General features: G+C 72.5%; 15 protein-coding genes. 7 read left to right on the forward strand and 8 right to left on the reverse strand.

The window, feature by feature from the left end; genetic code table 11:
• Positions 1 to 36: 36 nt before the first annotated feature.
• Positions 37 to 525 (forward strand): UPF0262 family protein, encoded by a 489-nt coding sequence (locus tag V3T34_RS11855; protein ID WP_060845257.1) that lies wholly within the window; start codon positions 37 to 39, stop codon positions 523 to 525.
• 103 nt (positions 526 to 628) lie between these two features.
• Positions 629 to 1,051, forward strand: coding sequence for an arsenate-mycothiol transferase ArsC (locus V3T34_RS11860; protein ID WP_060845258.1), 423 nt, complete (start codon positions 629 to 631; stop codon positions 1,049 to 1,051).
• Positions 1,052 to 1,066: 15 nt separating this feature from the next.
• Here V3T34_RS11860 and V3T34_RS11865 read toward each other — a convergent pair whose 3' ends face one another.
• From V3T34_RS11865 to V3T34_RS11875, 3 genes are all read right to left on the reverse strand, one after another.
• A complete protein-coding gene (locus tag V3T34_RS11865) occupies positions 1,067 to 1,387 on the reverse strand; it encodes an AzlD family protein (RefSeq protein ID WP_060845259.1) in 321 nt (106 codons plus the stop codon).
• Positions 1,384 to 2,157: an AzlC family ABC transporter permease gene (locus V3T34_RS11870; RefSeq protein ID WP_305078932.1), complete on the reverse strand. Its 774-nt coding sequence runs from the start codon at positions 2,155 to 2,157 to the stop codon at positions 1,384 to 1,386. The genes V3T34_RS11865 and V3T34_RS11870 overlap by 4 nt, the downstream gene beginning before the upstream one ends.
• 121 nt (positions 2,158 to 2,278) lie before the next feature.
• Positions 2,279 to 3,022, reverse strand: a complete 744-nt coding sequence (locus V3T34_RS11875; RefSeq protein ID WP_305078931.1) for a Crp/Fnr family transcriptional regulator — start codon at positions 3,020 to 3,022, stop codon at positions 2,279 to 2,281.
• Positions 3,023 to 3,395: 373 nt separating this feature from the next.
• Here V3T34_RS11875 and V3T34_RS11880 point away from each other — a divergent pair, with 373 nt between their 5' ends.
• Complete coding sequence (locus V3T34_RS11880) at positions 3,396 to 3,626, forward strand: hypothetical protein (RefSeq protein ID WP_305078930.1); 231 nt, start codon at positions 3,396 to 3,398, stop codon at positions 3,624 to 3,626.
• An 8-nt stretch (positions 3,627 to 3,634) separates the two neighbouring features.
• Positions 3,635 to 3,910 carry a hypothetical protein gene (locus V3T34_RS11885; protein ID WP_060845262.1) on the forward strand — a complete coding sequence of 92 codons (276 nt, stop codon included), beginning with the start codon at positions 3,635 to 3,637 and terminating at the stop codon, positions 3,908 to 3,910.
• A gap of 127 nt (positions 3,911 to 4,037) precedes the next feature.
• Here V3T34_RS11885 and V3T34_RS11890 read toward each other — a convergent pair whose 3' ends face one another.
• The 4 genes from V3T34_RS11890 to V3T34_RS11905 form a co-directional block, all read right to left on the reverse strand.
• Positions 4,038 to 4,298 carry a hypothetical protein gene (locus V3T34_RS11890; protein WP_305078929.1) on the reverse strand — a complete coding sequence of 87 codons (261 nt, stop codon included), beginning with the start codon at positions 4,296 to 4,298 and terminating at the stop codon, positions 4,038 to 4,040.
• Positions 4,299 to 4,400: 102 nt separating this feature from the next.
• The gene (locus V3T34_RS11895) at positions 4,401 to 5,105 is read right to left on the reverse strand and encodes a hypothetical protein (protein WP_305078928.1); all 705 of its coding nucleotides are present in this window, start codon (positions 5,103 to 5,105) and stop codon (positions 4,401 to 4,403) included.
• The gene (locus V3T34_RS11900) at positions 5,102 to 5,461 is read right to left on the reverse strand and encodes a hypothetical protein (RefSeq protein WP_139234883.1); all 360 of its coding nucleotides are present in this window, start codon (positions 5,459 to 5,461) and stop codon (positions 5,102 to 5,104) included. The genes V3T34_RS11895 and V3T34_RS11900 overlap by 4 nt, the downstream gene beginning before the upstream one ends.
• A 114-nt stretch (positions 5,462 to 5,575) precedes the next feature.
• On the reverse strand, positions 5,576 to 5,788 hold the full coding sequence (locus V3T34_RS11905; RefSeq protein WP_305078927.1) for a hypothetical protein: 213 nt from the start codon (positions 5,786 to 5,788) through the stop codon (positions 5,576 to 5,578).
• A gap of 269 nt (positions 5,789 to 6,057) precedes the next feature.
• On the opposite strand from V3T34_RS11905, the gene V3T34_RS11910 reads away from it, so the two are divergent.
• On the forward strand, positions 6,058 to 8,916 hold the full coding sequence (locus V3T34_RS11910; RefSeq protein ID WP_060845267.1) for a phosphoenolpyruvate carboxylase: 2,859 nt from the start codon (positions 6,058 to 6,060) through the stop codon (positions 8,914 to 8,916).
• An 82-nt stretch (positions 8,917 to 8,998) separates the two neighbouring features.
• Here V3T34_RS11910 and mdeB read toward each other — a convergent pair whose 3' ends face one another.
• Positions 8,999 to 11,731, reverse strand: a complete 2,733-nt coding sequence (gene mdeB / locus V3T34_RS11915) for an alpha-ketoglutarate dehydrogenase (RefSeq protein WP_091882813.1) — start codon at positions 11,729 to 11,731, stop codon at positions 8,999 to 9,001.
• A gap of 293 nt (positions 11,732 to 12,024) precedes the next feature.
• Between mdeB and gcvT the strand changes: the two genes are divergently transcribed.
• The gene (gene gcvT / locus V3T34_RS11920; protein ID WP_305078926.1) at positions 12,025 to 13,158 is read left to right on the forward strand and encodes a glycine cleavage system aminomethyltransferase GcvT; all 1,134 of its coding nucleotides are present in this window, start codon (positions 12,025 to 12,027) and stop codon (positions 13,156 to 13,158) included.
• 18 nt (positions 13,159 to 13,176) lie between these two features.
• A complete protein-coding gene (gcvH, locus tag V3T34_RS11925) occupies positions 13,177 to 13,539 on the forward strand; it encodes a glycine cleavage system protein GcvH (protein WP_305078925.1) in 363 nt (120 codons plus the stop codon).
• Positions 13,540 to 13,564: the final 25 nt, after the last annotated feature.

Below are 13,564 nucleotides of genomic sequence, written 5' to 3' on the forward strand. Positions count from 1 at the left end.
GACAACGAACCCGCGACGATCCGGGGAGGAGATCCGATGGCGAGCGAGGCTCCCGATCCGCGACAACGCCTGGCGGCGGTGACGCTCGACGAGGATTCGATCGGGCGCGGCAATCCCGACCAGGAGCACGAGCGCGCCATCGCGATCTACGACATCCTGGAATCGAACACCTTCCGGGTCGCCAACAACGACGGCGGTCCCTACGGGTTGTCGCTCGGCCTCGTCGAGAACAAGCTGTCCTTCGCGATCTCGACCGCCGACGGCCAGCCGGTGATGACCCATCTCCTGTCGCTGACGCCGTTCCGCGGCGTGATCCGCGACTACGAGATGATCTGCGACAGCTACTTCAAGGCGATCCGCACCGCCTCGCCGAGCCAGATCGAAGCGATCGACATGGGCCGGCGCGGGGTCCACAACGAGGCGTCCGAGCTGCTGCGCCAGCGCCTCGAGGGCAAGGTCGAGATCGACCACGACACCGCCCGCCGGCTGTTCACGCTGATCTTCGCCCTGCACTGGAAGGGCTGAGCCGGTGCCCGAAGGCCCCTCCGCGGACGGCGCCGCGCCCGCCGGGGCCGATCCGACGAAACCCGACCCGTCCCGGCCCGACCCCGCGAGACCGGGCCGGCGGGTGCAGTCGGTCCTGTTCGTCTGCAACTTCAACGCTGTGCGCTCGGCCTGCGCAGAGGCCCTGGCGCGGCACTATTTCGGCAAGTCGGTCTACGTCCAGTCGGCGGGCGTGCGCGGGGGCGAGCCGGCGGACCCGTTCATGATCGCGGCCCTCGACGAGATCGGCATCGACGCCTCGCGCCACCGCCCCCGCACCCTGGAGGAGCTGGAGGAGTGGGAGGGCCTGAACTTCGACCTGATCGTCTCGCTCTCGCCGGAGGCCCACCACGCGGCGCTCGAACTCACCCGGACGCTCGCGGCCGAGGTCGAGTACTGGCCGACCCCGGACCCGACCGTGGGACAGGGCTCGCGCGAGCAGCGCCTCGACGGCTATCGCGACGTGCGGGATGGGTTGGGGTACCGGATCCGACAGCGGTTGCGGTGAGGAAAGCCGGTCGGCCTACAGCCCGACGGCCCGTCCCAGCGCCACCACCCCCAAGCCCGCCAGCACCGCCGCCAGCTCGAACCGGGTCAGCGCCATCACGCCGGCCGCGGTGACGAGGCCGAGCAGGCCCGGCAGCCCGGCCGAGAGGCCGGTGGGCACGGCGGTCGCCACCACGATCGAGCCCGGCAGGGCGCGCAGGCCCCGCTCGACCCGCGGGGTGAGGCGGACCCGGCTCATCAGCACCACGCCCGACGCCCGGCAGAGATAGGTGACGAGGGCGAGCGCCAGGATGGCGATCCAGGGCCCGGCGGGGCCGGCCAGCAGCGCGTCGATCACCGGCCCGCCCCGTCGTCGACGAGGAGGCCGGTGACGAGGCCGGCCGCCGCACCCGCCGCGATGAAGGCGTAGCCCGGCACCAGCCGCTGCACCACGAGCGCGACGAGGCCCGAGGCGAGCCAGGGCAGGGCCGGCCGCACCCCGCGCCACAGCGGCGCCAGCATGGCGGCGAAGAACACCGGCAGGATCATGTCGAGGGCGTAGGCCCGGGGCTGGGTGACGAGCGCGCCGGCCAAGTGCCCGGCCACCGTCGAGGCGACCCAGAGCGGCCACAGGCCGATGCCGGCCCCGAACAGCACGCCGAGATCGCGCCCGCCCTCCGCGCGATGGCGTACGCCGATGAGCCAGCTCGCATCGACGAGCACGAACAGGGTCATCGCGGTGCGCCAGAGCGGCGTGCCGCGCATCCAGGGCTGGATCGTCGCGCCCATCAGGATCATGCGGGCGTTGATGAGGCCGGTCACCGTCATGGCGGCCAGCAGCGCGCGCAGCGTCCAGGGCTGGCCCCACACTTCCAGGGTCACCATCTGGGCCGAGCCGGCATAGACGAGCGCGCTCGCGCCCGCGGCCTCCGCCAGGGTCACGCCGCGCTGGGCCGCCGCGGCCCCGAAGGCGGCGCCGAAGACCGCGATGCTCGGCCAGAGCGGCAGGCTGAGCCGGATGCCCCGAAGGATGCCGGCGCGGGTGAACGGCGCGGCGGATGTCGACGGGGAGGCGGTGAGCGGGGAGGGCTGGGGAGCGGCGGGCTCCCGGGACGACCCGTGGGACATGGAAGCGGGAGCCGTGGCGACGCGTCTGTGCGGGATGCCCGTCTGTCGCCCACCGGCCCGGCGGCCGTCAATCCGCGCGGGCGACGACCCCGGGTTGCAGGGCCCACATCCGTCGCGGGCCTCAGGTCTCGTTGGCGTCGAGGTGGCGGCCCTCGTGGTCGAGATGCAGGTAGTTCGGGTTGAACTGCACCGCCCGCTGCAGCGCGTCGAGCCGAAGAAGGGTGAGCTCGCGGCCGCGCAGCGCGATCAGGCCGGCGCCGCGCAGCTCCTGCAGGGTACGGTTCACGTGCACCACCGACAGCCCGATCGTGTCGGCGATCTCGGCCTGGGTTAGGGGCAGCTCGCAGGTCGGCCCCTGGGTGAGCCCGACCGCGTGCAAGCGCAGATAGAGCTCGCAGAGCAGGTGGCCGAGGCGCTCGAAGGCGGTGCGCTGGCCGATATTGACCGTCCACTCGCGCTGGATCGCCGCCGCCACCAGGGATTCCCAGGTCAGGGCCTGCGACAGCCGGGCGTGTCCGGCGGTGAGCTGGCGGATGGTCTCGGGGGTGATCTCGGCCAGGGTGACGGCGGTGAGGGTGCCGATCGAGTGGTCCATCTCGCGCAGGATCGGGACGCCGTGGTCGCACAGGTCGCCGGGCAGCAGGTAGGCGATGATCTGGCGGCGCCCGTCCTCCAGGGTCTTGTAGCGGCACGCCCAGCCGTCGAGGATCAGGTTCACCCCCGGCGGCAGGTCGCCCTCGCGCACGATGTCGTCCCGCGGGCGGATCTGGCGTGTGCGCTGGCGCGCCGCCTGGTCGAGCGCACGTCTGTCCTCGGCGGACAATCTCGAGAAATTCTCGAGCTCGCGGATCAGGAACTCGGCCAAAACGCCCCACCACAACGTACAAAATTAACGTAACATATTTGTGAAATCGAATATAATAACAAAAGTTAATCATCGCGAATGATCGATAAGTGACCGAAAAAACCGATCGTTAGGCCAATACAGATTGGCTCACGATCGGAACGGCCGCCGCCGCCGCGGCGCGCGCGGATGCAGGCCGCCGGGCTCGAACAGGTGGTGGCGGCGGTCTTCCGGACCCGGCGCGGACGATCAGACCAAGTGTTGCGGTGCCACCACATCGGTTTCCGAAGTGGAAGCTCGGCCACAGAGCAGGGATTGTGATCCGGGCTCAGATGGGCAGTTTTGGCGGCGAGAGCTGATCCTGCAAGGCGAGGCTGCGATGATGTCACGGACGATGCACGATCGTTCCGGCGGGCCGGTCCCCGCCATCCTGCCGCCGCCGGCCCTCCGGTCGACGGACGGCGCGGGTCCCCTCGCGGCCGTCCTGGCGCCGGGCCTGCACGCCGCGTTCGACGGCTGCCTCGACGAGGCGCTGCCGGCGGACCTGTCCGACCTCCTGGGGCGGCTCGACCGCGCCGCGGCCGGGCCCCGCGCCCGGACTTCCGATTCCTTCAAGCGTTCGTAAAGAGTCCCATGAGCGAAATCGCCGCCGAAACCACCCGCGTCGTCGCCTTCCCGCAGGCCGTGGCCGCGAGCCCCGTCGACGAGAACACCGCCTCGATGATCGAGGTGCTGCAGGAACAGCTGCGCCTGGCCCGCGAGGGCAAGCTGCGCTCCGTCGCGGTGGTCTCGGTCTCCTCCGACGGCGGGGCGGTCGGCACGCAATGGTCGTGCACCCACGGCGACATCACCAGCCTGATCGGCAAGCTGACGGTGCTGACCCACGACATGATGGCCGCCCGCAAGTGAGCGCTGCCAAGTGACGGCGGTCGAGTGACGGCGGTCGAGTGACGGCCGGCATCTGACGGCCGGCGAGTGACCATGCGACCCGCGACCGGCCGCGGGCGTGCCGGGACGGGAGACCCCGTCCCCCGCCTCAGTCGCGGCTGAGGCGGTAGGCGTTGGCCCGCACCTTCCGGCGGTAGTCCCGCACGACCCGCTCGGGCGTGCCGCCCGTGGCGAGCGTCATCGCCGCCTCCGCGGCGGCCTCGACCTTCTCGACCACCATGCGGTGCGCCTCGTCCTGGGCCGCGCTGCCGCCGAGCGAGAGCTTGGCCAGCCGCAGGGCGACGACCGTCTGCGCCTCGAGGCCGAGGCGGACCGTGTCGAGGCCGAGGCGCAGCCAGGAATCGTACATCGCGAAGCATCTCCAGATCGGGCTGTGGGGGTGGGGAACCGTCCGGCGCGAACAGCCGCGACGGACGGGGCGCGGCCGCCGGACCGGACGGCGGTCGCCGAATCAGGGAATCGCGCCCTGGGGCAGCATCAGCCCGCCGGGCGTCCGGGCCGGGGCGTCCGGCGCCCTCTCGCGCCGGGGCTTCGGCGCGCGGGGCGCGGGCTTCGACGCCGCCTTGGGCGCCTCCGCGGACGGATCGGCCGCGGCCCCTTCGGCCGAGGCCGCCTCGACCTTCGGGTCTGCCTTGACGTCTTTTTTGGCGGCGGCCCTGCCCATCGCGGTGCCGCGGGCCACGGGGGCGGGCTTGGGCATCGCGACCTTCGGGGGATCGCCGCAGGCCTTGAAGGCCAGCTCGGCCAGGACCTGGCCGTCATCCTCTGACAGGATGCGCAGGGCCGCGGGCAGGCCCTCGAGGGCCTCGGACCAGCGGATCGGCGCACCGTTCTGCGCCTCCAGGGCCGCCGGCGACGGGCCGCGGCGCAGGCCCGACAGGTCGGGTCCGTAGGCGGTGGCGAGCTTGTTGCGGATCACCACCTGCAGCACCTGCAGGGCTTCCGGCGAGAGCGGCCGCAGCGGGTTGTTCCAAGTCATGGTCCCCTGCCGGGTAACCCAGAGGCGAAAGCCCTTGCCGCCGGCGAATTCCGGCGCCTGCGGGGCCGCGCAGGCGGGCACCGCGTCCTCGGGGGCCGCACGGGCGGGGCCGGCCGACAGGGCAAGGCCGGCCGGCAGGGCGGCCAGAAGGACGGCCGTCAAGGCGGCACGGGTCACCGGGAATCTCCGTCACGCTCGAACGGCTGGGGATGGGGACGGCGCGCGCCCGGCCCGGAGCCGTGGGGTTCCGGCTCGGGCAGGCCTGGCTCGGCGGGATCGTGGTCGATGGTCATCGGCCCCTGGGGGCGGGGGCGGGGCGCCTCCAGCCGCTCGTAGGCCCGCGGCACCTCCGGTTGATGGGCGGCCTGCTCGAACACCCCGGCGAGGTCCTGGTCGAAATCGCGAAACAGCTCGTCGCCGCGGTCCTCCAGTTCCTGCTCGTGCGGGAGCCGCAGGGGCGGACGGCCGCGCCCGCGCCCGAACACGAGCATCACGCCGGCGAATACCAGGGCCGCCGCCGCGGCCAGAATCACGACCATCTCCATCGTGACGCCAGCCTTAGAGCATTTCCGGCGGCCTGTCCGGTCGCATGGCGCCGGGCCGGTCTGCGGCGCGCGGGGCCCGCCGCCCAGGCATGTCCCTCGTCGTCAGCCCGGCAGGCGGGCCGCCCGGGCACCCCGCAGGTAACCGGCCTCGCGCAGGCCCGCTTCGACGGCCTCCAGAAGCGCGCCGTTGGCGAGCGCATCCTCGGAGGCCGCCCTCCCGGCCGACGCCCGCGGGCGCTCGCCCATCAGCCCGGCGGGCAGGGCCTGGCCGACGAGGGTGGTGGCCGCCGTGACGGCCGCTCCGATCGACATCATGGCGTGGTCCCTTCCGCGAGCCGGCATCGGCGAGGCTCGCAAGATGGCGCGTTAGGCAAACCTTAACCATTGTCCGGGTCGCCGCAGGGGGATTTCTGGTCCCGCGCCGATCGCCCGGCGACACGGCGGCCGCCTCCCCTCGCAACCGGCGGGATCCCGCGGTAGAGCGTGGCCGGAATGCGGAACGCTCCTTGCGTCACCGCTCGCAGGCGCGAGCCCGCGCGCCGCGCGATCCGGACGGTGATCCGGCCACAGGACGAAGCGACCCGATGGACAGCCCCCACCGCTCCGGCACCCAAGGTCTCGATGCCCGGGAGGCCGACCCGCGCGAGGCCGACGCGCTCGAGGCGGACCTGCTCCGCCTGGTCGAGGAGGCGCGCCATCAGGCGAGCCAGGACCCGTTCCGCAATCCCGTCCTGACGGTGGCGCTGGCGATCAGCCGCCGCTTCGACCGGGGCGAGATCGGCGAGGAGGATCTGGGCGGCCTGTTCGTGCGCCTGCGCGCCCAGGCGCTGGAGGCGCGGGCGGCGCGGCTGCGGGCCTATCTCGGCCTCGGGTCGGAGCCGGATTCCGCCGCCGCGACCGAGGCGGTGGCGGGGGCGGCTCTGGGCGATCCCGAGATGACGTTCGACACCGCCCGCACCCGGGTCGAGCGCACGCGCTTCGCCGCGGTGTTCACCGCCCACCCGACCTTCGGGATGCCGAAGGCGGTGGCCCGGCTCCTCGCCGAGGCGGCGTCCGAGCCCGATCCGGCGGCGCGGCGCGCGCCGATCGCGCAAGCCGCGGCGCTCTCGGCCCGGGCCGACCCGGTGATCACCCTCAACGACGAGTTCGACCAGGCCCGGCACGCGGTCCAGCACGGCCGCGCCGCCCTCGACGGGCTGAACGAGGCCCTGCTGCGGGCCGCCCGCGAGCGCTGGCCGGACCGCTGGAGCGAGCTCGTCCCCAAGCCCGTCGTGATCGCCTCCTGGGTCGGCTGCGACACCGACGGGCGCACCGACATCGGCTGGTACGACACCCTGCGCTACCGGCTCGAATCGAAGCGCACCCAGTTCGACCGGGTGCTGGCCCAGCTCCCCGACGACCCGGCCGCCGCGCCGGCGCGGCGCCTCGCCGAGGAGGCGCGGGCGGCGGTCCTGCGCCAGCTCGCGGTGGCGCCGAAGCTCGGCGACCAGCCCGGGCTCGAGGCGGTGCACCGCTTCGCCCTGGCGCTGATCATCGAGCGCGACCGGGCCCAGACCGAGGCGGGCCCCCTCCTCGCCCTCCTCGACCGGGCGGTCCTGGAGGCCGCCGACGACGAGGCGCGGCTCGGGCTCTGCGTCCTGCGGGCCGGCGTCGCCGCGCACGGGCTCCAGAACGGCCTGCCGCATTTCCGGCTCAACGCCAGCCAGGTCCACAACGCCGTGCGCCGGGCCCTGGAGCAGGACGGCGACCCGACCGATCCGGCCCAGCGCCGCTCGCACCTCGCCTCGATCAACGCGCTGCTCGACACGGTCGCGGCGGTGCCGGTGGATTTCGGGGCGCTCGCCGCCGAGCGGGCCTCGGCCGCCCGGCTGATGATGACGATCGCCCAGATCCTCAAGCACGTCGACGGCACCCACCCGGTCCGCTTCCTGATCGCCGAGACGGAGACCGGCTACACGCTGCTGGCCGCGCTCTGGCTCGCCCAGCATTTCGGCATCGGCGACCGCGTCGAGATCACGCCGCTCTTCGAGACGGCCTCGGCGCTGGAACAGGGCGTGCACGTCATCGAGGACGCGCTGCGCTCACCCCACTGGCGCGCCTACCTCAAGCGCACCGGGCGCCTGGTGGTGCAGTTCGGCTACTCGGATTCGGGGCGCTACGTCGGCCAGCTCGCCGCGACCTTCTGGATCGAGCGCCTGCGCTTCCGCATCACCGAGCTGATGGCGGCGCACGACCTCACCGACATCGAGCTCGTCATCTTCGACACCCACGGCGAGTCGATCGGCCGGGGCGCCCATCCGACGAGCCTGTCCGACCGCCTGGCCTACCTCGCCCCCGACCACGCGCGGCGGCGCAACCGCGAAGCCGGGATCCGCACCAGCCTCGAATCGAGCTTCCAGGGCAGCGACGGCTACCTGATGTTCGGCACGAAGGCGCTCGCCGAGGCCACGGTCGCGCGTATCGGCGAGCACGTCTACAGCCGGCTCCAGCCCGCGCCCGACCCGATCTACGCGGAAGGCGACTTCGCCACCGAGTTCTTCACCGGCGTGCGCCAGGACATGGAGACGCTGGTCAACGATCCGGGCTACGCGGCGCTTCTCGGCACCTTCGGGCCGAACCTGATCGACCGCACCGGCTCGCGCCCGGTGGCGCGGCAATCCGACGGCGGCGGACCGGTCGCCATCACCCATCCGCGCCAGATGCGGGCGATTCCCAACAACGCGATCCTGCAGCAGCTCGGCTTCCTGGCCAATTCCCTGCACGGGGTCGGGCGGGCGGCGGGGCGCGCCCCCGACCTGTTCGTCGAGATGCGCGAGCGCTCCGAGCGCTTCGCCCGCGCCTTCCGGCTGGTGCAGGAGGCCACCGCCGTCGGCGACCTCGACGTGCTGCGCGCCTATATCGATACCCTCGACCCCTCGGTCTGGCTCGAGCGGGCGCGACGCGCGACGCGGGACGGGCGGCGCGAGGAGATCGTCGCGGTCGCCGCAGCCCTCGACCGGCTCAACCTCGCCCCTCACCTGCGCCGCCTGTTCGGCCGGCTGACGCAGGACCACCTGATGCTGCACACGGTCGCCCCGGACCTGCCCGAGATGACGCCGCGGCTGGCACTGCTGCACGCCCTGCGCCTGGCGCTCATCCACCGGATCTGGTTCCTGGCGGTGCACATCCCGGGCTTCCGGCCGCAGAACGGCATCACCCGCGAGGCCCTGATCGAGCGCATCCTGCGCCTCGACGTCGAGGGCTGCCTCAAGCTCCTCGACGACATCTTCCCCGTCACCCCGGACCCGACGCTCGGCCTCAATTTCGGCGAGCCGGCGGGTCCCCGCGGCGTCGGCACCTACGAGGCCGAGCACCGCACCCTGTTCGCTCCGATCCGCCGCCTGTTCGGCCTCGTGCGCGAGATCAGCGGCATGATCCAGCACGAGGTCGGGGCGTTCGGCTGACGGGGGCCGCCCCGCGGAAGCGATTGCGGGATCCCCTCGCCCGGCGATGCCCGGGGCCGAGGGGATCCCGCGCCTTTCCGCCTCACACCGTCCAGGGCGCCGGCCGGTTCGCGCCGAGGCCGTAGCGGGCGACCGCCTCGGCCACCGTCGCCCGGTCGAGCTTACCGTCGTCGGCGAGCGCGGCCAGCGCCGCCACCGCGACGTGGTGCCGGTCGACCTCGAAGAAGGCGCGCAGGGCGCTGCGGGTGTCGCTGCGGCCGAAGCCGTCGGTGCCGAGCGTGACGTAGCGGGCCTGGATCGCGGTCGCGATCAGCTGGGGATAGGCGCGGACGTAGTCGGTGGCGGCCACCACCGGGGCGGGGCCGGACAGCGATTCCTCGACGAGGCTGCGCTTCGGCGGCAGGCCCGGATTGAGGCGGTTCGACCGCTCGACCTCGCGGGCGTCGCGGGCGAGCTCGCTGAAGCTCGTGACGCTGTGGACCTCGCTGGCGATGCCCCACTCCTCGGCGAGAATCTTCGCCGCGGCAATCACTTCCGGCAGGATCGCGCCCGAGCCGAGGAGACGAATAGCCGGCTCATCGTTTCCATAGCCGGCGAAACGATACATTCCGCGGATGATCCCGTCCCGTACGCCCGTCGGCATCGAGGGCTGGGCGTAGTTCTCGTTCATCGCCGTGACGTAGTAGAACGCGTCGACGTCGCGCTCCATCATGTCGCGGGCGCCGTGATCGAGGATCACGGCCATCTCGTAGGCGAAGGCCGGGTCGTAGGCGCGGCAATTCGGGATGGTCGCGGCGACGAGGTGGCTCGACCCGTCCTGGTGCTGCAAACCCTCGCCGCCGAGCGTGGTGCGGCCTGCGGTAGCGCCGATCAGGAAGCCGCGGGCGCGCTGGTCGGCCGCCGCCCAGATCAGGTCGCCGACGCGCTGGAAGCCGAACATCGAGTAGTAGATGTAGAACGGCAGCATCGCGAGGCCGTGGACGCTGTAGGACGTCGCGGCCGCCGCCCAGGACGAGATCGCCCCGGCCTCGGTGATACCCTCCTCCAGGAGCTGACCGTCGCGGGACTCCTTGTAGTAGAGCATCGAGCCGGCATCCTCCGGCTCGTAGAGCTGGCCGAGCGGCGAGTAGATGCCGACCTGCCGGAAGAGGTTGGCCATGCCGAAGGTGCGCGCCTCGTCGGCGACGATCGGCACGACGCGCGGGCCCAGCTCCTTGTGCTTGATCAGGCTGCTGAACAGCCGCACCGCCGCGGTGGTGGTCGACATCTCCTTGCCGTCGGCCTCGAGCGCGAAGCCCGCATAGGTCGAGAGGTCCGGCACGGGGACGTGGGCCGCCGTGCGGCGGCGCTTCGGCAGGAAGCCGCCGAGCTTTTCCCGGCGCTCGCGCAGGTAGCGCAGCTCGCGGCTGTTCTCGTCGGGCTTGTAGAATTCCAGCCGCTCGACCTGCGCGTCGGTGAGCGGCAGGGCGAAGCGATCACGGAACGCCTTCAGGGCGTCGGTGTCGAGCTTCTTCGCCTGGTGGGCGGTCATGCGCGATTCGCCCGCGCCCCCCATGCCGTAGCCCTTCTTGGTCTTGGCCAGGATCACGGTCGGGCGGCCCTTGGTGGCCTTCGCCGCCGCGAAGGCAGCAAAGAGCTTGCGGAAATCGTGGCCGCCGCGCTTGAGCTTGTCGACGTCGCCGTCCGACATGTGGGAGACGAGCGCCTTCACTTCCTCGTCCTCACCGAAGAAGTGGGCGAGGTTGTAGGCCCCGTCCTTGGCGCCCAGCGTCTGGTACTTGCCGTCCACCGTGGCGGCGAAGCGGCGCAGGAGGGCGTGGTTGGTGTCGCGGGCGAAGATCGCGTCCCATTCCGAGCCCCACAGCACCTTGACGACGTTCCAGCCGGCCCCGCGAAAGACGCTCTCCAGCTCCTGGATGATCTGGCCGTTGCCGCGCACCGGCCCGTCGAGGCGCTGCAGGTTGCAATTGATCACGAAGGTGACGTTGTCGAGCTTCTCGCGCGCCGCCAGCGTCAGCGCGCCGATCGATTCCGGCTCGTCCATCTCGCCGTCGCCGAACACGCCCCAGACGTGCTGGCCGGCGGTGTCGGCCAAGCCCCGGTCGCTCAGGTAGCGCATGAAGCGCGCCTGGTAAATCGCGTTCATCGGCCCGATGCCCATCGAGCCGGTCGGCACCTGCCAGAACTCGGGCATCAGCCAGGGATGCGGGTACGAGCACAGGCCCTCGCCGGCGATCTCCTGGCGGTAATGCTTCAGGTTGGTTTCGGAGAGCCGTCCCTCCAGGAAGGCACGGGCATAGACACCGGGCGCCGAATGCGGCTGGAAGAACACGAGGTCGGCGCCCGCACCGGTGGCGTCGCCGGCCTGGAAGAAGTGGTTGAAGCCGAGCTCGAAGATCTCGGCGGCGGACGCGTAGCTCGCGACGTGGCCGCCGAGCTCGCCGTAGGCCATGTTGGCCCGCACCACCATGGCGAGCGCGTTCCAGCGCATGATCGAGGTGAGCCGCTCCTCGACCGCGAGGTCGCCCGGATAGGGCGGCTGCTTCTCGAGCGGGATGGTGTTGCGGTAGGGCGAGTAGGGCGGTGCCTCCTCGACGATGCCGATCTCCCGCGCCTTCTGCTCCAGCCGGTCGAGGAGGAAGCGGGCGCGCGCCGCGCCGCCGTGGCGCAGGACCGATTCGAGGGAGGCGAGCCAGTCCGCGGTCTCGGCCGGATCCGGATCGGCCACGCCGCGGGGACCCAGGATCGCTTGACCGGTCGAACGGTCGTTCTCGTTGACCGGCACGGCCGGGCTCGGCTTGGCGCTCGCGCTCATGGCGTTTCGTCTCCCATCGGTGGCGCCAGGATAAGCCCCCGGTCGCGGCAGAAGCTGCTTCGTTTGCCGCCTCCCGAGCCGATCGCGCAAAACATTTTCGCTTGAGCGGTCCGGTTCGGTCGTTCTTGCCGCAGGCCGGCGGCGAAGCGGTGCCGTTGCCGATCGGTCCGCGCGGGCCGGTAGGCCAGACCGGGTAGCGTCAATGGCACTTTTGTCCTAGCCTCCCGGGCGAAGTCGGACCGCAGGGGACCGGTGGTCCCGCCCGCGGCCGGACACGCTCGGGAGCCTCCGCGATGACCGCCAGCCTCCGTGAGACGCCCTTGCACGCGCTGCACGGGGAGGCCGGCGCCCGGATGGTGCCGTTCGCCGGCTACAGCATGCCGCTGCACTATCCTCTCGGGCTCCTGAAGGAGCACCTGCACACGCGCCGGGCCGCCGGCCTGTTCGACGTCTCGCATATGGGCCAGATCGCCGTGCGGGCCCGCTCCGGCGACCCGGGCGACGCCGACCGCGCCCTCGAGACCGTCCTGCCGATCGACGTCCTCGACCTCGGCGTCGGCCGCCAGCGCTACGGTGTCCTGACGCTGCCGGGCGGCGGCATCCTCGACGACCTGATGCTCGCCCACTTGGGCGACCACTACCTCCTGGTCGTCAACGCCGCCAACAAGGCGGCCGACCTCGCCCACTTGCTCGACGCAATCGGCACCGCCTGCACGGTCGAGCCGGTCGAGCGGGCCTTGCTCGCCCTCCAGGGCCCGGGGGCGGACGCGGCCCTCGCCCGCCATCTGCCGGCGGTCGCCGGGATGCGCTTCATGGATGCACGCACCATCGCGTTCGGCGGCGAGGAGGGCGTCGTCGTGCGCTCCGGCTATACCGGCGAGGACGGGTTCGAGGTCGCGCTGCCGGCCGCCTCCGCGGTGGCGCTCGCCCGGGCGCTGCTGGCCGAGCCGGAGGTGAAGCCGGTCGGCCTCGGCGCCCGCGATTCCCTGCGCCTCGAAGCCGGCCTGTGCCTGCACGGCTCGGATATCGGCCCCGAGACCTCGCCGGTCGAGGCCGGTCTCGCCTGGGCGATCCCGAAGGTGCGGCGCCTGGGCGGCGACCGGGCCGGCGGCTTCCCGGGGGCCGAGCGCATCCTGGCGGAGCTGGAGGAGGGACCGGCGCGGCTGCGGGTGGGCTTGAAGCCTGAGGGGCGGACCCCGGTGCGGGCCGGTGCGGCGCTCTACGCGGCGGCCGACGCCGCCGAGGCGGCCGGCCGGGTGACCTCCGGCGGCTTCGGCCCGAGCCTGGAGGCGCCGATCGCCATGGGGGTGCTGCCGCGCGCGCTGGCCGTGCCCGGCGCGCAGGTCTTCGCCGAGGTGCGCGGCCAGCGCCTGCCCTGCGCGGTGGTGCCTCTGCCGTTCCGCCCTGCCGGCTTCAAGCGGTCCTGACACAAGGGAGTTCTCTCGATGCTGAAATACACCGACGAGCACGAGTGGCTGCGCCTGGAGGGCGACGTGGCGACGGTGGGGATCACCGACCATGCCGCCGGGCAGCTCGGCGACCTCGTCTTCATCGAGTTGCCGAAGGTCGGCGCCACCCTGACCAAGGGCGCGGCCGCCGCGGTGGTGGAATCCGTCAAGGCGGCCTCCGACGTCTACGCGCCGGTCGACGGCGAGGTGATCGAGGTCAACGAGGCGGCGGTGAGCAGCCCGGAGAGCGTCGGCACGGACCCGCAAGGGGAGGGCTGGCTCTACCGCGTGCGCCTCTCGGACCCGTCCCAGTTCGACGGGCTGATGGACGAGGCGGCCTACCGGGCCTCCTTGGGCTGACATCCCGACGGGCGGGGCTGCGACC

Source organism: Methylobacterium ajmalii, from assembly GCF_036448855.1.
GTDB lineage: Bacteria > Pseudomonadota > Alphaproteobacteria > Rhizobiales > Beijerinckiaceae > Methylobacterium > Methylobacterium ajmalii.